Origin of the sequence: Gilliamella intestini, assembly GCF_900094935.1 — a bacterium.
GTDB lineage: Bacteria > Pseudomonadota > Gammaproteobacteria > Enterobacterales > Orbaceae > Gilliamella > Gilliamella intestini.
Genome location: NZ_FMBA01000010.1, coordinates 1 through 18,878, shown reverse-complemented (window position 1 = coordinate 18,878; position 18,878 = coordinate 1). Strand labels below are relative to the sequence as shown.

The following is an 18,878-nucleotide window of genomic DNA, read 5'->3' as shown; positions in this document are numbered from 1 at the left end:
GATGAAGTTCTATGGGATTTTCTCAAGCAGTAAGTGGCATGAATGCTGCATCAAAACAATTAGATGTTATTGGCAATAACATCGCTAACTCAGCAACAGTCGGTTTTAAAAGCGCAAGCATCTCGTTTGCTGATATTTATGCAGGTTCAAAAGTTGGAATGGGCGTAAAAGTCGCTAGTGTGATGCAAAATTTTAATGATGGCACAGCAACAACGACGAATAACAGTTTAGATGTTGCGATTTCAGGAAATGGCTTTTTTCGCTTAGTCGATAGTAATGGTCAAATTTACTATACCCGTAATGGACAATTTCAATTGGATGCGGAACGAAATATTGTGTCTACTGATGGCTTACAACTGACTGGGTATCTTGCAACAGGAACGCCACCTCAAGTACAGCAAGGCGCAGCGCCAGGGCCATTAAAAATTTCGCAAGAAATGTTAAATGCATCGGCTACAACAAAAGCTTCTTTGCAAACCAATTTAAATTCAAATAGCAAAGTGCCAACAAAACAACCTGTTAACGCACTTGATGCTGATACGTTCAATTATTCTACAACCATTACCACTTATGATTCTTTGGGGAATCAACGTAATGTTCAACTTTTTTATGTAAAAACGGCAGATAACCAATGGGATGTTCATTACCTTGATAGTAGTGATCCTAATGCAACTTTACAAAGAGTTGGGCAAATGGAATTTGATTCTTCTGGTAAATTAATCAGCGATCCTGAAATGACTATTAATATTAATGGGTTAAATGGTTCAGCGGATAACACCTTTACGCTATCATTAGCAAATAGTTCTCAACAAAATATGGGCAAAGAAGTCGGCAGCATAAAAACGCCAATAGTTGATGGCTACGCGCCGGGTGATTTAGTTGGCTATAGTATTAATGATGATGGTTCGATTTATGGTGTTTATTCAAATCAGCAAACAATGTTATTAGGTCAAATTGCTATGGCCGATTTTGCTAATGTTAACGGCTTAGAATCAGCAGGTAACAATAATTGGCGATCAACAATTAACTCAGGTACTGAAGTTTTAGGTGCGGCAGGTTCTGGCACATTTGGCTCACTAACCAGTGGTGCGGTTGAATCATCAAATGTTGATATGAGCCAAGAATTAGTGAATATGATTGTTGCTCAGCGTAATTACCAATCTAATTCACAAACTATTAAAACGCAGGATCAGATCCTAAATACGTTAGTTAATTTACGTTAATTAAAAGGTTATTTATGGATCGTGTAATTTATACAGCAATGTCGGCAGCAAGTCAGACGCTTAATCAACAGGCAATCACTAGCCATAACCTAGCCAATGTCTCTACAACTGGGTTTCGAGCTCAGTTAACAGCAATGAAAGCAGTACCTATTGTTGGCAGTCAAACGAAGCAGACACGAACCATGGTTACAGCAACAACGCCAATGTTTGATTCAGCAATGGGTGAATTTAATTACACAGGTAGAAATTTAGATGTTGCTTTAGCTCAAGATCATTGGTTAGCCATACAACTTCCTGATGGTAGTGAAGCTTATACGCGTAATGGCGCTATTCAAATTGACCAAAACGGCACACTAAATGTTCAAGGATACCCTTTAGTTGGTGATAATGGCGTTTTAACTGTGCCACAACAATCGCAAGTAAGTATAAGCAGTGATGGAACGCTTTCAGCATTGGGTGCAGGCAATAAGCCAACCACTATTGCCCAAGCAGGTAAAATCAAAAAAGTGCATCTTGAACGTCATGAAATTGTTCGTGGTGATAATGGCTTTTTTCAACTAACCGACGAAGCACGCAACCAACGAGGTGCTGTATTGCAAGATAATCCTCAAGCGAAACTCATGTCAGGCGTATTAGAAGGCAGTAATGTCAATCCTGTTTCGACAATGGTTGATTTGATAAGTCATTCTCGACAGTTTGAAATGCAGATGAAAGAAATCATGACGGCTGATGAAAATGCACAAAAAGCGAATCAAATTTTATCGCTAACTTAAATTTATTAATGTATTAAGGTAGGAAGAAAATGATTAAATCATTATGGATTGCAAAAACTGGCTTAACGGCACAACAAATGAATATGGATATTATCTCTAATAATTTGGCCAATGTTAGTACCAGTGGTTTTAAAAGACAAAGAGCCGTATTTGAAGATTTATTATATCAAACCGTTCGCCAACCTGGCGCACAATCTTCAGAGCAGACAACCTTACCATCTGGTTTACAAATTGGTACTGGTGTTCGCCCTGTTGCAACAGAGCGTTTACATAGCCAAGGAAATTTAGAAGCTACTGATAATAGTAGTGATATTGCCATTAATGGTCAGGGATTCTTTCAGGTTTTATTACCTGATGGAACACAAGCTTATACTCGTAATGGTTCATTTCAAGTTAACCAAAATGGTCAATTAGTTACGGCTGCTGGCTATGAAATTCAACCCACCATTACAATTCCATCTAATGCAACAAAAATGACTGTTGCCCGTGACGGCGTAGTAAATGTGACGTTAGCTAATCAATCAACACAAGTGCAAGTTGGTCAATTAACGTTACATACATTCATGAATGATACTGGGCTTGAAAGCATTGGTGAAAACCTGTATTTAGAAACCGAAAGCTCGGGAACATCGACCGAAAATACTCCAGGATTAAATGGTGCTGGATTGCTATATCAAGGCTACACTGAAACCTCTAATGTCAACGTTGCTGAGGAGCTAGTTAATATGATTCAAGTCCAACGGGCTTATGAAATTAATAGTAAAGCCATTTCGGCATCTGATCAAATGTTACAGCGTTTAAATCAGTTATAAACATTAGCCATATGATAAACAAAATGAGATATTTTTATATTTTAATTGCTTTCTTTTTGTTTAGCTGTGCACAGTTGCCTAAAAAAGCATTAGTTGAAGGCGAAACTAGCATAGTGCCACAAATGCCCGAAATTGTGAACACTAGTGGTTCGATTTATCAAGCTGCTCAACCTAGCAGCTTTGGTTATCAGCCGATGTTTGAAGATCGTCGTCCTCGTCATGTAGGAGATGTGTTAACTATTGTTCTGCAAGAAAACGTTAGCGCCAGTAAAAGTTCATCTATTAATGCGGGGCGTAATGGCTCGGTAAATTTAGGGATAAAAAAAATCCCCACTTTTTTAGATGGATTAGTTGGTCGAGGCAAAGCCGAAACAGATCTTTCTGGAAGCAATGACTTTAAAGGTTCAGGTGGCGCAAACGCTAAAAATACATTTAGCGGCACTATCACGGTTACCGTTCAAGATGTCATGATTAATGGTAATTTAAAAGTAATTGGTGAAAAACAGATTGCAATTAATCAAGGCACCGAATTTATCCGCTTTTCGGGAGTGGTTAATCCAAGAACCATAAGCGGTAATAACACCGTTATATCAACACAAGTTGCCGATGCTCGCATTGAATATGTTGGCAATGGCTATATTGACGAAGCACAAACAATGGGCTGGTTACAGCGTCTATTTTTAAATCTTTCACCATTTTAACGAGTCTGATTATGATAAAAAAACTGCGTTCCTTTTTTAGTGTTATCTTTATGATGATATTGGTCATACCGAATGGACATGCTGAACGTATACGTGATCTAGTCACTATTCAAGGTGTAAGAGAAAACGCATTAGTTGGCTATGGCATTGTTGTGGGTCTTGATGGAACTGGCGATCAAACATCACAAACCCCCTTCACCATTCAAAGCATCACCAACATGTTATCTCAACTAGGTATTACCGTGCCATCAGGAAGCAATATGCAACTGAAAAATGTTGCTGCGGTAATGGTGACAGCTAAATTACCCTCTTATTCACGAGTTGGACAAAAAATTGATGTCGTCGTATCTTCACTAGGTAATGCTAAAAGCTTACGAGGTGGCACATTAATCATGACGCCATTAAAAGGTGCTGATAATCAAGTTTATGCCATTGCTCAAGGTAATCTTTTTGTTGGTGGAATGGGCGCAAGCAATAAAGGAAGTAGTGTTAATATTAACCAAATGGCGGGCGCTTCAATTCCTAATGGTGCAACAATTGAACGCGAGCTGACAATCAACCTAAATGAACAAAATGTTATCCATTTACACCTTAACGAATTTGATTTTACTCGAGCGTTAAAAATTTCGGACGCAATTAATAGGCTACAAAAAAATATTGCTGTCGCATTAGATGGCACAACAATCGCTTTACAAATGCCAGAAGAAAATACTGCAAGAGTAAAGCTCTTATCAAAAATACAAAACCTTGAAATTGCCGCAACGCCTATTTCGGCAAAAGTTGTAATCAATACTCGAACAGGTGTTGTTGTTATGAACCAAAAAGTTAGGCTAGATAATTGTGCTGTGGCACATGGTAATTTGTCGGTGGTTATTAATCGTAAACTCAATGTTAGCCAACCCAATACTCCACTTGCTGGTGGTGCGACGGTTGTCACACCTGAAAATCAAATCAGTTTAGAACAAGAAGGTGGCGCACTACACAACCTAGCATCAGGCGCGGACTTAAATCATGTAATTAATTCGCTCAATGTGCTCGGCGCTAACCCGACCGAATTAATGTCGATACTTGAAGCACTAAAAACAGCAGGTTGCTTGCATGCAGCTTTAGAAACAATTTAAATTATCTGTCATTACATGGCTTATGAGTATATAAATTAGGCAAAAAAAGAAAATACATTATGAATAATAAAATAAGTCAATCTTTAAATCATTTTGCTTATGATTTTTCTGGGCTTAATCAATTAAAACGTAATGTTGCAAATGGTTCGGCAGGAAGCATTAGGCAAGTTGCCGAGCAGTTTGAAACGTTATTTATCAATATGATGATGCAGTCAATGCGCAAAGCAATGCCAGAAAGTGGTTTATTTAATCATTCCGCTACACAACTGTTTACGTCAATGTTTGATCAGCAAATTGCACAGCAAGCAGCAGGCAAAGGATTTGGACTGGCCGATATCATTACTAAACAATTAAGTCATCATACATCGCCATCAATAAAGGTAAATTTACAATCAAATACCAATAATGCCTCGCAAAATCTTAGTTTAGCGCAGTCTTTATTTAGTGATGTATCAGCTAATATATCACCTCAGGCATTAGGGCAAATGCTTTATCGCCAACATAAGGCAAATCAGGCAACTAGCTCAACCAATGAATTATCTTTAAAAACACAAATAAAAGATGGAAAAGACGAATATATTGTTAAATTTGTAACCGAATGGCTTGAACCTGCCAAGCAGGCTGCAAAACATTCAGGCATTCCTTACGAAATTATCATTGCACAAGCAGCATTAGAAACAGGCTGGGGACAAAAGCAAATAAAAACAGAAAATAATCAATCAAGTCACAATTATTTTGGAATTAAAGCGACTCGATCGTGGCAGGGAGGCTCAACGCAATTAACTACTCAAGAATTTATCAATAATAAAATGATAAAAATCAAAGACCAATTTAGAGTCTACCATAGTAAACAACATGCACTTACCGATTATATTAATTTATTAACAAATAATCCTCGTTATCGTGCTGTAGTTAATGCGCCAGACGCTAGAACGGCAGCTAAAGCATTACAAGAGGCCAATTATGCCACCGATCCCAATTACAGTGACAAACTAATTCAAATCATTGGACGTATTGAACAAATAGCCCAAAATAATCCTCCAACAAAAGTATTAGGATTTAAGCAAATTGCGTTTAATTGACAATAGAATTATTTGCACAAGTCCTTCGTATTTATTACCGTAATTTAATAAATTACGGTAATATGCAAAAATAATTCCGTATTTTTCTATACAACTTATCTAAACAAACATTCTAACTAAAAAATAAAGACATCGCCATTTTGTAAAAAACTTTCAGGAGTGTACTACGTTTATGTAAAAAATCACAAAAAATCACGCATAAATTAACAAACAAAAGTATTGGATGACATCAAATTATGGACACTATTAGATGGCAATGGTGGCTTTTATTATCATAATAATACTCAAAATAAAAATTCGATATGGTCACATCAGTTGTGGATTGGACAACAATTAGAAGATCAGCGTAAACTGGGTGAATTAACCGTACAAGGCATTTTTTGCCGGGCGTTTTTCCGCAATGGCGACAAGGTCGAAGTGGTGGTCGAACCACTCCACGACGGTAGCTACTACGCCTATGCCCTTCGCCGGCCCATCGATCACCGCCTATGGTTATACCCTTGGGCTATAAAAGGAACCAAAGCTAACAATGATAAAAATCATTCAAAAAAACAATTGATTTTATTAGTGTTTTTTGGTTGTTTTTTTATGTTAATTATACAATTACATTGATTGCTTATCTTGCATGATATAGCATTACTTATTGAGCATTTCAGCAAAAAAGGAGGCGTTAAGCCTCCTATAGGGGATGAATTATTTAGGGGGTAAGATCACGTTGCTCAAATCAGCATGCAATGTTTATTTCATTTGAAACAGTGACATACTTTGCATGGTCATAAAGGTGTATTGTGCAGCTTGTAAATTTGCTTGTAGTATGGCGTATTCTGAAATGGCATCATACCAATCTACATCTTCAAACTGACTAATTTGTGTTTGGAATTCAATATCTAATGTTTTGCCTAGTGTGATTAGTCTGTTTACTTCAGCTAATACCGAGCCACCTTCTGCTCTAAGCGTTGAAATATTGCTAAATGAATTATCGACACCATTGCGAGCTTTTGATAATCCTTCTCTAAATGCATCAACACTTTTTTCATCATCATAATTTAAGTCTGCTTTTAATGCATCAAGTGCATAATCGATACTGACAAAAATATTGCTTTCTGCTGGTGAACCATCGGCATTTTTGACATTGGCATCTGTCATAAATACTTCAATACCTGTAAAACTTGCCGAAACTTCTCTTGAATCATCAATTAAAACATTAATAGAGGTACTTCCGCCAATATAGGTGATTTCGCCTGATTCATTTTTTATAAAAGGAGGCGCATCATTTTTTTTGCCCGCAAAAATATAATTTCCGTTTGTATCTTTTGAGTTAGCTAACGAAAATAGTTGATCTTTTAAACCTTGTAATTTATTGGCAATATCTAGCCTATTTTCTTCATTTAATGTTTCATTAGCGGCATAAACTAAGGTTTCTTGAATTGATTGAAGGACGGTATTGATTTCCGACAAAAGCGTATCTTGGCGACTTAGTGTTTTTTCAGTACTTTCGCGCGTAGCTTGAAATTGTTCATTTTGAGCTTGCGCTTGTTTTAATATTAATGACTGTGCAGCCCCCATAGGATCATCTGAAGGCGTTAAAATTTTTTTTCCTGTTGCTAGATGTAAACCGGATTTTTGCCATTTGCTGTTAGTATTTAAAATACTTTGTGTATTTTTTTGATAGAGCGAGTTTGTACTAAGGCGCATTTTTTATCCTTTTATCATTTAGTTAAACTTAAAATGGTATCAAATAGTGTTGTTGCCGCATCAATCACTTTTGCATTCGCTTGGTAGTACTGCATATAAACTTGCATTGAGATATACTCTTCTTCAAGATTGACCCCAGATATTGATTGATTTTGCTCATAAATTTGTTGAGTTATATTTTGCGTTGATTGGGATGAAACTTTAGCTGTTTGAGTTTCGCTACCAATGTAACTCACTAAGGTTGTATAAGCACTTTTTAAGGTTGTTGTACCATTGATAAGTTTTTCATATTGGATTTCTAATAATTTAGCAACATTACGATTATCGCCTGCGCCATTTTCTTCGTCATCAAATCCTGTTGCTAGTTTATTGACATCTTTAACCAACAGTTCTAATGACGAAGCAATATCTGCCACGGGTTTAATCATAAAAGAGTCACCACTTACAGCGTTACCGCTTATTTCAATAGACAGACCATCAAAGAGCAATTTATCCCCTTCAATTTTTGGGGTTATTTGTTGATGATCGGATAATCTTGTAACAACCCAATCTTTGCCATTAAATTCTATTTTGTAATCAGATGCTTTTACATCTGTAAACGATGTAAACTCGATTTTAGCTGTGGCATTACCTTGATTTTTAGTATTGGTGATACAACTAGGGTGGTTGTAATTAAATAATTTTTCGCCTTGATTACCATTAATATCAATACCCGACATATGCACTTCGTTAAAGCGTTCAGCTAAATTGAGGGCAATTAAACCTAATTGATTGCGTGCATCGGTTAAAGGGCCTTCACGAAAGGTTAACAGACCATTTAATGAGCCTGATGTGATGTTCTGACTCGTTAATTCTTGTGTTGCGCCTGAATGATGCGTATAAATAATTGTATTTAACGTGGGATCGTCTGCTGAAGGTTGAACTGATAATAAATTTATAGAAGAACCTTGAACTAAATTTAGACCATTGGCTAAGGATAAGTTATATTGTCCATTTTGCTCAGTAACGGTAATACCAATGATTTCACTCAGTTCATTAACAAGTTGATCACGCTGATCAAGTAATGCGTTGGGTTCAAGCCCGTTACCCACTGATTGTAGTTGTGAAATTTTTTGATTGAGATGAGCAATTTGCTGAGTATAGGTGTTGATTTTATCTACATTACTGCTTAATTCAGTATTAATATTAGCGATTTGATTTTTTAAGTTTTTTTCTGTTTTATTAAATTGGCTAGTTAACGATGCCAAATCACTTATCACTGTTTGTTTTGTCGATGCATCACCTGCATTTGAAGCCAGTTTATTTAAACTTGCAAAAAGGTTGTTGAGTTGTGATGAAATACTATTGTCATTTTCTGCCAATAGATTATCGACTTTTGATAATTCATTATAATAAGCTTTAATTGAACCGCTTTGCGATTGTGATTGACGCAGTTGTCCAACCACAAAGTTGTTAAAGGCACGGTTCACCGATGAAACCGAAACACCATTACCCACAAAACCAAAACTATGTTGAGTTCCATTTGCTTGACGTAAAATTTGCTGTTGACGATTGTAACCTGTGGTATGGGCATTACTAATATTATTGCTTATTACATTAAGCATATTTTGTGCAGCATTTAATCCACTAATACCAGTATTCATCAATGAATTTGTCATAAAAACTCCTAAATTTATGGTTTCAGTTAATAATATTATTATTAAACGAACAGGTTACCTTTTATATCGGCGCAAGTTACCAAAACTTTAATTATTTTTTAGATAATGCCATGGATGGTTTATCTTTTGATTATTGCTCGCTAATGGATTGGGTTTGTTTTAAAAAATCAATACCTGTCATGTTGTTTTCGGCCTCAATATATTCTTGCGCGGTTTTATTTAAAATTAAGATGCTAATACGACGGTTGGCATCTTTACTGTAGTTTGGATTGTTTAAACTTACTGTATCGGCTAGGGCAATAATACGAGTAATTTTGCTTGAATCTAAACCGCCAGCAATAAGCTCTCTTCTTGATGAATTGGCTCTATCGGCTGATAATTCCCAGTTGCTATACCCTCGATCGCCTGTTGAATATTGCCGTTCATCAGTATGACCTGATAAAGTGATTTTATTGGGTAATGAATTGATAATCGGTGCTAAAGTTCGCAGAATTTCTCGCATATTGGGGTCAATTGTAGCGCTACCTACATCAAACATCGGTTTATCGTCAGAAGCTAAAATTTGAATGCGTAATCCCATTTCAGTTAATTCAATAATAAGATTAGGTGCTAATTTTTTTAATTTCTCATCAATTTCGAAAATATCATAAATCTTACGTGCTGCTTCAATCATTTGTATTTTTTCAAGTTGTTTTTTTTCAATTTCATTTTGTGATAGAGCATCATTTTTTTCTTCACCAAGCTGTTTATTTACATCATCACCGCCACCAGGAATAGGGCTTTCGCTGTCGCTAATGTTTTTTCCACCATTGTAGCCAAGAATTAAGGGCGTTCTAAAGTATTCTGCAATACCTTTCAACTCTTGTGGTGTTGATGTTGAAATTAACCACATGACTAAAAACAGCGCCATCATTGCGGTCATAAAATCGGCATAGGCAATTTTCCATGAACCACCATGATGCCCACCACCATGTCCCGATTTTTTTTTAACAATTATTCTTATAGATTGATCTTTCATTACTCGTTATTTTTATTGATATTTTTATCTTTAATTTCTTGAATATATTTTTCTAATTCAAAAAATGACGGCCTTTCATGAGAAAAGATTGTTTTTCGCCCAAATTCGATACAAATTTGTGGTGAATAATCATGCATGCTGGCAATTAGTATGGTTTTTGTACATTCTAATATTTTGACTACGTCGGCATTTCTTTGTTTCAATAAAGCTGCTAATGGAGAAACAAATCCATAAGCAAGTAAGATTCCTAAAAAAGTGCCAACCATCGCATGAGCAATAAGTTCACCAAGCTCACTCGCTGGCCTATCGGCTTGTGCAAGTGTATTAATAACGCCCATTACAGCTGCAACAATCCCAAATGCGGGTAAACCATCACCAATTCCCGAAATAGCATCTACCGGTTTTTCAAGTTCGTGGACAAACGTTTCAATTTCTTCGCTCATTAGTGTTTCAATTTCAAATACATCCATATTGCCACTAATCATTAGTCGTAAGTAATCAGTAATAAAATCGCAGATTCTTGGATTAGCTAAAATTAATGGATACTGTTTAAACAATTCACTTTCGTGTGGATTATCAATATCTGACTCAATAGATAATCCCCCGTTTTGGCGGATTTTAGTTAAAATGGTGTACATAAAATTGATCAGCGTCAGATACAGATTTTTATTATATTTAGATGTTTTAAATAATAACCCTAACGCTTTGAGTGTTGCTTTTATCGTTTTTTGTTCATTACTGACAATAAAAGCACCAATTGCAGCACCGCCAATAATTAACAATTCAAGTGGTTGAAATAGCACAGCTAAATAGCCACCACTTAGCACATAACCAAGTAGTGCTGAGGCGATAACAACAATATATCCTATAATTATTAGCATTGGCTTTCTTCTTTCTCCATGGAGTAATAGTTAAATTGTGGAAGTATCTCTAATATTTGTTTAAGCCGTTATCTGTTTTACTACAGATGGATTTAAATTACTTAACGTTGATAACAATTTTAGACACTTTTCATTATTTTCTTTTTGTGTTTTATTATTTTTATCCGCTCTTGACGGTGGTTGACATAAACTACAAGTAAACGTATTGTGTGGATGGTAAGCGTGTGTAATAAAAAGTCCACCGCAGTCTGTACAACATGATTGTTGCATGATATTTTTTTCTACAAATTTAACTAAAATCCAAGCTCTAGTTAATCCTAAAACAGGTTCATCTTTGTGTGAAAATTGACACTGTTCTAAATAAAGTTGATAGGCTTTTAAGATCGTTTGAATGCCTGATTTTAGACCATTTTTAACTAAAAAAGCGTAAGCATTATAAAAAATACTGGCGTGGATATTTTGTTCCCATGTCATAAACCACGAGGTTGAAAAAGGTAATAAACCTTTAGGTGGCGGGCAACCTTGAATTTCTTTATAAAGCTTGATAAGTTTATTTCGGCTTAAATTAGTTTCACTTTCCAACATTTGAATTCTACCACCAAGGGAAATTAATTTGATGGCAAGCTCGGTTTCCTGATATTTTTGAATAATACTTGTCATTTCGATTCCTTAGTTACTTATTGAGTGAGTCTAATAACAAACTTGATAAAAGAATTCCTGTATGCATCTGTTTTATATCTCTAATACGGGATTCTTCTGTCAGTTTTTTCATCATTTCTGCGTTTTCAAATCGTAACTGAAATATTAATTGATTGGTTTCCGATAAAACCAACATTTGAGAAGTACTTAAACTGCTAAGTATATCTGCCGTTTGCTCATCGATACCTAATCGATACATTGCCATTACTTTATCTTTTTCAATCATTTTTTGACTTAATAGTAGTGTTGACAGATTCAAATGATGTATACATTTAAGAATATCGTCATCTAATAAATTTCCCAATTTAGCCACCAATTTATATTTATTTTATTCGAACAAAAAAACGAATAATTAGTAAAATTAAAACGAAAATTTTTTTTATGCGCGTAAAGTTACATTTTTAAATGAAAAAGGTCAATAAAAAAATAATTTCAATTTATTTTCGATTAATTACGCTTTATTTGATTTTTTTTTTTATTTTTACTGAAAACTGACTTTACTTTGTATTCTTTTTATTGCTTGACTATGTAATTGGCTTACTCTTGATTCACTAATATTCAAGACTTTACCAATCTCTTTTAAATTGAGATCTTCTTGGTAATAAAGTGATAGAACAAGCTTTTCTTTCTGGGGCAAGTTTTCAATTTGTTGAATAACGGTGTTACGAATTTCTTCATTTATTATGGCTAAAAAAGGGTTATTATCTTCTTCATTTTCAATAATGGTATCAATGTTGTCACCTAACTTTTTATAGATTTCATCATATGAGCATATTTGGCTGCAATTTGAATCTAATAAAATCTTACGGTATTCACTAATTGATAATTTTAAATATTGGGCAATTTGCTCATCGTTAGGGGGGGTACCTAACGTTTGTTCTAACTCATTTATTGCGGTTGTGACATCTTTAATCTGTTTTCGAGTTTTTCTCGGCAACCAATCACGGTTACGTAACTCATCAAGCATTGCGCCTTTAATTCTTGGTATAGCGAAAGTCGCAAAGGTATTACCTTGCGATTTGTCATAACGCTTTATTGTGTCTAATAAACCGATATAGCCAACTTGTAATAAATCATCAAGTTCAACCGTTGTAGGTAAACGAACAGCTAGTTTTAAAGCTTCATTACGAACTAAATGAATATACTGTTTCCAATCGATTTGGTTTATTACGCCATGCGAGTTATATAAGCTATTATCCATTTTTGAACCAATGTTAAAAAAATGCTTAATAGTATTATGACGATAGTTGATAAATTTAATGGGCAGAATAAAGGGATAAAAAATAGCTAATTATAAATATTAGTCATAACGGTATGATAAAAACACCGCTATGACTATATGATATAGTTAGAATGACCAAAAATGAATGATCAGAATTACTGTAATAAAGACAGTACAGATTGTGGTACTTGGTTAGCTTGTGCTAATACTGATGTACCTGCTTGTTGTAAAATTTGACCACGAGTCATGTTTGATACTTCAGTTGCATAATCTGCATCTTCAATTCGGCTACGAGCAGAACTTAAGTTATTTACAGTATTGTTGATGTTTGTTACTGTTGATTCGAAACGGTTTTGTACCGCACCAAGTTGTCCTCGTAATGCATCGATTTTTGATAATGCTTCATCAATAGTTTTTAATGGATCTGCTGTTGGTGTGCTTGATACGTTAAAATCTTTTAAGCCAAGCTCTGTGCTATCAATTTTTTTCAAATTGATTTCAATGGTTTCACCGTCATTTGCACCTACTTGGATTTTTAGTGTTTTATCTTCAGATAATACTTTAGAACCATTGAAATCAGTTTGTTTAGAAACACGATCAATCTCGTCTAAACGTTGATCGATTTCATTTTGGATAGACTCTAAGTCGCTTTTAGAGTTGGTACCATTTGCCGCTTGAACAGTTAGCTCACGAATACGTTGAACGTTGTTATTGATTTCATTTAATGCACCTTCTGTTGTTTGTGCAAGTGAAATCCCATCATTTGCATTACGAGCTGCTTGAGTTAATCCTTTGATATTTGATGAGAAACGGTTAGCAATAGCTTGACCTGCCGCATCATCTTTTGCGCTATTAATACGCATACCAGAAGAAAGACGCTCAATTGCTGTACCAAGAACGCTTTGAGAGTTGTTAAGGTTGTTTCTTGCCATTAAAGACATTGTATTAGTATTAATTACTTGTGCCATTTTTTATCTCCATTAATATAAATAATAAAATCAACGATATATTGAAGTCTTATTCAATATTTTTGCTGATACATAACTTATCGGTAATAAAATAAAGAACTTTAGTTTTTTTGACATTTATCTTTTTTTAAAATAGGTAAATTGTTTCTAAAATCTTTAATATTAAAAAAAATCATAATGTTATTTTTTATAAATAAATTTTCAATGATTGTTTTTTGTTCATAAAAATAAACAGCTTCTTCTCTATTAAATAAATATTAAGTTGATGCTAAATTTTTAGGAAAACTAGCCGATATAACAAATATTGAATAATTGTTATAGGCGAATTAAATCATGGCAATAAATGCATTAGGGATTGGTTCTGGAATCGATCTGGGTGAAATTTTAAATCAATTAGAAGCAGCAGAAAAAACACGGCTAGCACCAATCACTACGCAACAAAAAGCGATTAATGCCAAAATTAGCGGTTTTGGAAAATTAAAGAGTGCATTAACTACATTTAATACGGCAACAGCAAAACTGCAAAAAAAGGAATTATTTCAAAGTCGAACTGCAACGGGTAATAATGATTATTTTTCAGTAAAAGTAAGTAGTAAAGCGGCATTAGGTAATTATGCTGTTACTGTTGATCAATTAGCGACTTCTCATGGTGTTGCAACATCAGCGATCAATGATAAAGCAACACAATTAGGTAATGATAATGAAACACGAACTATTACTATTGAACAAGCAAATGGCGATAAACTTAATGTAACGTTATCTAAAGATGAAACCTCATTAGAAGCAATTGCCAACGCCATTAATAATGCTCAATTTGTTGATGAAAATGGAAAAACAAGCCCATCAACGATGAATGCTGCGGTTGTTCGATCTGGAGATGGTCGTTATCAATTATCTATTACTTCGAAAGAAACTGGTGAATTACAAAGTATTACCTCTATCTCATCTGATGATGAGAAGTTAAATGAGATTATTGGCTTTGATATTAATCAGCCAAACAATAGCCATATGACTGAAGTTTCAAAAGCGCAAGATGCTAAATTTTCGTTTAATGGTATTGCCATAACAAGTAGTTCTAATACAGTCAAAGATGTGGTTGCAGGTGTTGATATTACGTTAAAAGCAACTACAACAACAAGCCAAAATTTGGCAATAACCGCAGATGATGAAAAAGCCGAAGAAGCAATTAAAGAATGGGTAGAGGCATTTAATCAGCTACAATCCACAATATCAACATTAACCCAGTTTACCGCTGATGAAAAAAATTCCAAGGAACTAAACAGTAGTAATGGTCCGCTTGTTGGGGATGCAACATTACGTAATATAGATCAAAGCATTCGTTCGATATTTGCTAAAGGACAATCAGGGGAATTTTCTGTTTTGGCTCAAATAGGCGTTAACATGAATAAGGATGGTCAGTTAACGATTAACGAAAATCAACTAAAAAAAGCACTCACTGAAAACAGTGATGCTGTTGCGACACTGTTTACTGGTGACGGTAAAAATACAGGAATTGCTAATGAAGTTTTCGCCAAAGTTAGTGGGTTTATTGATAGTGATGGCATGATTGATTCAGCAACTAACGGTTTGAATACAACGTTAAAATCATTAGATAAACGTCATGATCAAGTGAGCAATTCGATTGAGCAAACGATTGATCGTTATCGAACTCAATTTACTAAATTGGATATCTTAATTAACTCATTAGATAGTATGAGTAATTATTTGACTACCCAATTCGATATGATGGCAAATTTAAAAAAATAGAGAATAGTCATGTATAAAATGGGATCTCATGCTTACGAGCAAGTGAATTTAGAAACACGTATTAGTCAAGCGTCTCCCCATCAATTGATTGTGTTATTATTTGATGGTGCACTTAACGCAATTAAATTAGCGAGTTTATATATTCAAAAAGGCAATATTGTTGGTAAAGGTAACGCAATTTCTAAAGCAATTAATATTGTTGATAATGGTCTTAAAAGCTGTCTAGATTTAGAAAAAGGGGGGGAAATTGCTGAAAATTTAGATCGTTTATATCACTATATTAGCCAACAATTGTTATTAGCTAATTTACATAATGATCAAGAAAAATTACAAACTTGTTTCGATTTACTTAACAATATTGCTGAGTCGTGGCGTGAAATTGCAAAATAAAAAAGGATGATTATGCAAGGAAATAACTTATTAGAACAATACGAACAATTTAATTATGTTGTTGAACAAATGTTGATAAATGCCCAGAATGAAAACTGGGACTTATTGTTGAGTTGGCAGGCGAAATATCTTCAATTATCGAAAGGTATTATGTTGGTTGATGATTTTTCGAAAATTGAAAACATGCCATTGCAACATCAAGACATGATTCGAATGTATATCAAAAATATACTTAGCTATCAGCAGCAATTAACTCAATTGATGATTACTCGTCATATCCAGCTTAGAGAGTTAATCGGTAAACATGTCGGTTATCAGAACAAAATAGATAACTATCAAAAAATTGCAAGCTTAATGTAAGTTTGTGGATGCTTTGCTTGAATCTTATTCATCGATAGGAACCAAGCAAGCATTGCGTTAAACAGCCTTAATCAATATTGCGATTTAAAATAATTAAGTTGTAGAAATTCCTCGTATTGTTTACAGTCATTTGAGAAACTGGTGAAGTACATATGCTCATTTTTTAATATGTTATTAGCCATTTTCAGTTCTTTAATTTCTTTTTCTAACGCAATAATCATCTATTGCTAAGCCGTTAGCTCTCGACGGTTAGTTTTATTTGCGACTCGTTGCCTAATCCATTTATCTAGGGTTTATTTTTTTATTACTAAGTGGTTGGTAAGTTTACTTATAGAAAGGTGAGCATGAGATAACACATAATCGACTGATTGTCATTTGAATTCAACACTAAATTTTCTGATCATGATATTTTCTCCTATAATTTTGTTTATATCATAGAGGCGACTTTTGTCCACTTTTTTGGTTAGGTTCATTTCACGTCAAAAAAATATTGTAAATTGATAAAATAGGTGTAGTATTTTTGTACTTGACAACTAGTTCAGTGGTACATTTGTGAAAGGTAATTATTCAGTTGTAGCTATATTAATTGGTGTATTTGGTTTTTCTTTGAAATCAATTTTTATAAAACTAGCCTACTTTGATGGGATAACTTCAATTTCATTAATGTTTTTCAGAATGATCTTTTCAATTCCATTTTTCTTTGTAGCATTTTTATTATTTAAAGATAATTTAATAAAAACGAGCATTCAAATTAAGCTCAAGATTTTTCTATGTGGCTTTTTATATTATATATCAAGCTATAGTGATATAACCGGTTTGGTTTATACATCAGTTAATATAGAAAGAATTATTCTTTTCACCATACCTATATTCGTTCTTTTTATATCTGTTATTTTCATGAAAAATAAATTTAGTAAAAAAGTTTATATCCTATCTTTTTGTTCTTGGATTGGTGTTTCAATTGCATTCGTCAGTAATCAAGTTTTAATTGATAAAAATATTCATTACATCGGTCCATTATTAATAGCTTTAAGCGCTATTACCTATGCTACGTATCTTATAATAAGTGGTGAAGTGATGAAAAAGATAGGATTTATTATCTTCAATTCACAGGTCATGATTGTAGCTTGTTTGCTTTCTCTAATTCCAATGATATTTGAAGTATCAGGAACAATAAATAACCTACCATCAATCAATAATTTTAAATACCCATTTTTATTAGCCATTGTTTCTACTGTCATACCATCGTTTTTCATGATGTATGGTGTTAAACACAGCGGTGCAGCAACTACTGCAATCATAAATAATATTGGCCCCTTTATTACAATGATTTGCGGTTATTTTTTCTTAAAAGAGTCAATTGGATTATTTGATGTAATCGGTATGTGTATTGTTATATTTTGCGTTATTTCCATTAATAAAATCAAATAAAAGTAAGGAGATGAATGTAATGAAAGGCATTATTATTTCTTCATCTGAAAGACGTTTTGGTGTTACTTCAAGTGTTTCAGAGAATGCTAAACTAATTTTTGAAAAAATGCAGGTTGAAATCGAAATTGTTTATTTGTGTGAAATGAATTTATCACCTTGGTCATGCTCATGACCAAATAATTAATAATATTTTATTAAATCGAATGATTATACTGGGGTCAGGTTTTCCTGTTCTAATTCATGGAGATAAAGAAACGAAAAATACAGCAGATTTAGAAGAAATTGTTGCTTTAGAGCAAATGATTGAACGGTTAGTTGAAATTTGTAAGTCATTTAATTATGAACTATTAAAAAACAATTATTACAATGAAAGAGAACAATTAATGTTTAAGGAATCTCAATTATGAAAAGTAAAATTGTAACTACCCCCTAAAATAGTACAGCAAAAAAAGTAGAAAATTCTCTATGATAAAAGTAAAGGGGATTTAATTATGATAAAAATAACTGAACATCAAATCGTCGCTATTTTAAAAGAAGCTGAAGCGGGTATTCCTGTCAAGGAACTCTGTCGTAAATATGGCATGGGGAATTCAACTTTCTATAAATGGCGCGACAAATACGGTGGTATGGAAACCTCCGATATCAAACGTTTAAAGGAGCTTGAGGCTGAAAACCGCAAGCTTAAACAGATGTTTGCCGAACTGAGCATAAAATCTCAGCTTCAGGAAGAAATCATAAAAAAGCTTTAGTGCCCACAAAGGCACGTAAAACGTGGGCACAGCAACTACAACAAAATCATTCGGTTACCATTGCTATGAGTTGTGCCATTGTTGGCTTAAGCCGTTGTGCTTACTATTATCAACCTAAGTTACCGGATGATTCGGTGATTGTTTCGGTGTTGAATGCTATCACTGACCGGCATTTGCGCTGGGGCTTTCCTAAATGCTTTAATCGTATCAGAAAGCTCGGCTATAAATGGAATCATAAACGGGTGTATCGGGTGTATTGTGAGTTGAAACTTAATCTCAGGGTAAAACGTAAAAAAAGTATCCCCCCACGAACTCCAGAAAAGCTATT

Annotated in this window: 23 protein-coding genes; 15 read left to right on the top strand and 8 right to left on the bottom strand. The window is 34.2% G+C overall.

Annotated features, from left to right (window positions below):
• Positions 1 to 11: 11 nt before the first annotated feature.
• The 7 genes from flgE (at position 12) to GA0061080_RS04080 (ending at position 6,324) form a co-directional block, all read left to right on the top strand.
• Positions 12 to 1,223, top strand: coding sequence for a flagellar hook protein FlgE (gene flgE, locus GA0061080_RS04110; RefSeq protein WP_091121532.1), 1,212 nt, complete (start codon positions 12 to 14; stop codon positions 1,221 to 1,223).
• A gap of 14 nt (positions 1,224 to 1,237) precedes the next feature.
• Positions 1,238 to 1,996: a flagellar basal body rod protein FlgF gene (locus GA0061080_RS04105; RefSeq protein ID WP_091121528.1), complete on the top strand. Its 759-nt coding sequence runs from the start codon at positions 1,238 to 1,240 to the stop codon at positions 1,994 to 1,996.
• Between the two features lie 29 nt (positions 1,997 to 2,025).
• The gene (gene flgG, locus GA0061080_RS04100) at positions 2,026 to 2,808 is read left to right on the top strand and encodes a flagellar basal-body rod protein FlgG (protein WP_065635947.1); all 783 of its coding nucleotides are present in this window, start codon (positions 2,026 to 2,028) and stop codon (positions 2,806 to 2,808) included.
• Between the two features lie 23 nt (positions 2,809 to 2,831).
• Positions 2,832 to 3,509: a flagellar basal body L-ring protein FlgH gene (locus GA0061080_RS04095; protein ID WP_245174437.1), complete on the top strand. Its 678-nt coding sequence runs from the start codon at positions 2,832 to 2,834 to the stop codon at positions 3,507 to 3,509.
• An 11-nt stretch (positions 3,510 to 3,520) separates the two neighbouring features.
• Positions 3,521 to 4,630: a flagellar basal body P-ring protein FlgI gene (locus tag GA0061080_RS04090; RefSeq protein ID WP_091121521.1), complete on the top strand. Its 1,110-nt coding sequence runs from the start codon at positions 3,521 to 3,523 to the stop codon at positions 4,628 to 4,630.
• A 59-nt stretch (positions 4,631 to 4,689) separates the two neighbouring features.
• On the top strand, positions 4,690 to 5,712 hold the full coding sequence (gene flgJ, locus GA0061080_RS04085) for a flagellar assembly peptidoglycan hydrolase FlgJ (RefSeq protein ID WP_091121518.1): 1,023 nt from the start codon (positions 4,690 to 4,692) through the stop codon (positions 5,710 to 5,712).
• 219 nt (positions 5,713 to 5,931) lie between these two features.
• The gene (locus GA0061080_RS04080; protein WP_091121514.1) at positions 5,932 to 6,324 is read left to right on the top strand and encodes a hypothetical protein; all 393 of its coding nucleotides are present in this window, start codon (positions 5,932 to 5,934) and stop codon (positions 6,322 to 6,324) included.
• A gap of 126 nt (positions 6,325 to 6,450) precedes the next feature.
• On the opposite strand, the gene flgL is transcribed toward GA0061080_RS04080, so the two are convergent.
• The 8 genes from flgL to GA0061080_RS04040 form a co-directional block, all read right to left on the bottom strand.
• Complete coding sequence (gene flgL, locus GA0061080_RS04075; protein WP_091121511.1) at positions 6,451 to 7,407, bottom strand: flagellar hook-associated protein FlgL; 957 nt, start codon at positions 7,405 to 7,407, stop codon at positions 6,451 to 6,453.
• A 14-nt stretch (positions 7,408 to 7,421) separates the two neighbouring features.
• Complete coding sequence (gene flgK, locus GA0061080_RS04070; RefSeq protein ID WP_091121508.1) at positions 7,422 to 9,065, bottom strand: flagellar hook-associated protein FlgK; 1,644 nt, start codon at positions 9,063 to 9,065, stop codon at positions 7,422 to 7,424.
• Positions 9,066 to 9,195: 130 nt separating this feature from the next.
• Positions 9,196 to 10,083 carry a flagellar motor protein MotB gene (gene motB, locus GA0061080_RS04065; RefSeq protein WP_091121502.1) on the bottom strand — a complete coding sequence of 296 codons (888 nt, stop codon included), beginning with the start codon at positions 10,081 to 10,083 and terminating at the stop codon, positions 9,196 to 9,198.
• Positions 10,083 to 10,964, bottom strand: coding sequence for a flagellar motor stator protein MotA (gene motA / locus GA0061080_RS04060; RefSeq protein WP_091121497.1), 882 nt, complete (start codon positions 10,962 to 10,964; stop codon positions 10,083 to 10,085). Before motA ends, motB begins: the two co-directional genes overlap by 1 nt.
• 60 nt (positions 10,965 to 11,024) lie before the next feature.
• Entirely contained in the window at positions 11,025 to 11,624 is a 600-nt protein-coding gene (gene flhC / locus GA0061080_RS04055) for a flagellar transcriptional regulator FlhC (protein WP_245174436.1), read from the bottom strand.
• 13 nt (positions 11,625 to 11,637) lie between these two features.
• Positions 11,638 to 11,967 carry a flagellar transcriptional regulator FlhD gene (gene flhD, locus GA0061080_RS04050; RefSeq protein WP_091121490.1) on the bottom strand — a complete coding sequence of 110 codons (330 nt, stop codon included), beginning with the start codon at positions 11,965 to 11,967 and terminating at the stop codon, positions 11,638 to 11,640.
• A 177-nt stretch (positions 11,968 to 12,144) separates the two neighbouring features.
• Positions 12,145 to 12,864 (bottom strand): RNA polymerase sigma factor FliA, encoded by a 720-nt coding sequence (locus GA0061080_RS04045; protein ID WP_091121486.1) that lies wholly within the window; start codon positions 12,862 to 12,864, stop codon positions 12,145 to 12,147.
• A 176-nt stretch (positions 12,865 to 13,040) separates the two neighbouring features.
• The gene (locus GA0061080_RS04040; RefSeq protein WP_091121482.1) at positions 13,041 to 13,853 is read right to left on the bottom strand and encodes a flagellin N-terminal helical domain-containing protein; all 813 of its coding nucleotides are present in this window, start codon (positions 13,851 to 13,853) and stop codon (positions 13,041 to 13,043) included.
• Between the two features lie 333 nt (positions 13,854 to 14,186).
• Here GA0061080_RS04040 and fliD point away from each other — a divergent pair, with 333 nt between their 5' ends.
• The 8 genes from fliD to GA0061080_RS04005 form a co-directional block, all read left to right on the top strand.
• On the top strand, positions 14,187 to 15,620 hold the full coding sequence (gene fliD, locus GA0061080_RS04035; protein WP_091121479.1) for a flagellar filament capping protein FliD: 1,434 nt from the start codon (positions 14,187 to 14,189) through the stop codon (positions 15,618 to 15,620).
• 9 nt (positions 15,621 to 15,629) lie between these two features.
• Positions 15,630 to 16,010: a flagellar export chaperone FliS gene (fliS, locus tag GA0061080_RS04030; protein WP_034909484.1), complete on the top strand. Its 381-nt coding sequence runs from the start codon at positions 15,630 to 15,632 to the stop codon at positions 16,008 to 16,010.
• A gap of 12 nt (positions 16,011 to 16,022) precedes the next feature.
• Positions 16,023 to 16,370 carry a flagellar protein FliT gene (fliT, locus tag GA0061080_RS04025; RefSeq protein ID WP_091121475.1) on the top strand — a complete coding sequence of 116 codons (348 nt, stop codon included), beginning with the start codon at positions 16,023 to 16,025 and terminating at the stop codon, positions 16,368 to 16,370.
• A 552-nt stretch (positions 16,371 to 16,922) separates the two neighbouring features.
• Complete coding sequence (locus tag GA0061080_RS04020) at positions 16,923 to 17,801, top strand: DMT family transporter (RefSeq protein WP_091121472.1); 879 nt, start codon at positions 16,923 to 16,925, stop codon at positions 17,799 to 17,801.
• Between the two features lie 19 nt (positions 17,802 to 17,820).
• Positions 17,821 to 17,973: a hypothetical protein gene (locus tag GA0061080_RS12540; RefSeq protein ID WP_167349177.1), complete on the top strand. Its 153-nt coding sequence runs from the start codon at positions 17,821 to 17,823 to the stop codon at positions 17,971 to 17,973.
• A gap of 31 nt (positions 17,974 to 18,004) precedes the next feature.
• A complete protein-coding gene (locus tag GA0061080_RS04015; protein ID WP_091121468.1) occupies positions 18,005 to 18,208 on the top strand; it encodes a hypothetical protein in 204 nt (67 codons plus the stop codon).
• 84 nt (positions 18,209 to 18,292) lie between these two features.
• Positions 18,293 to 18,550 carry a transposase gene (locus GA0061080_RS04010; RefSeq protein WP_091121464.1) on the top strand — a complete coding sequence of 86 codons (258 nt, stop codon included), beginning with the start codon at positions 18,293 to 18,295 and terminating at the stop codon, positions 18,548 to 18,550.
• Positions 18,550 to 18,878 (top strand): IS3 family transposase (locus GA0061080_RS04005; RefSeq protein WP_141683086.1); only part of this gene is annotated, 329 nt, incomplete at its 3' end. The genes GA0061080_RS04010 and GA0061080_RS04005, both read left to right, overlap by 1 nt.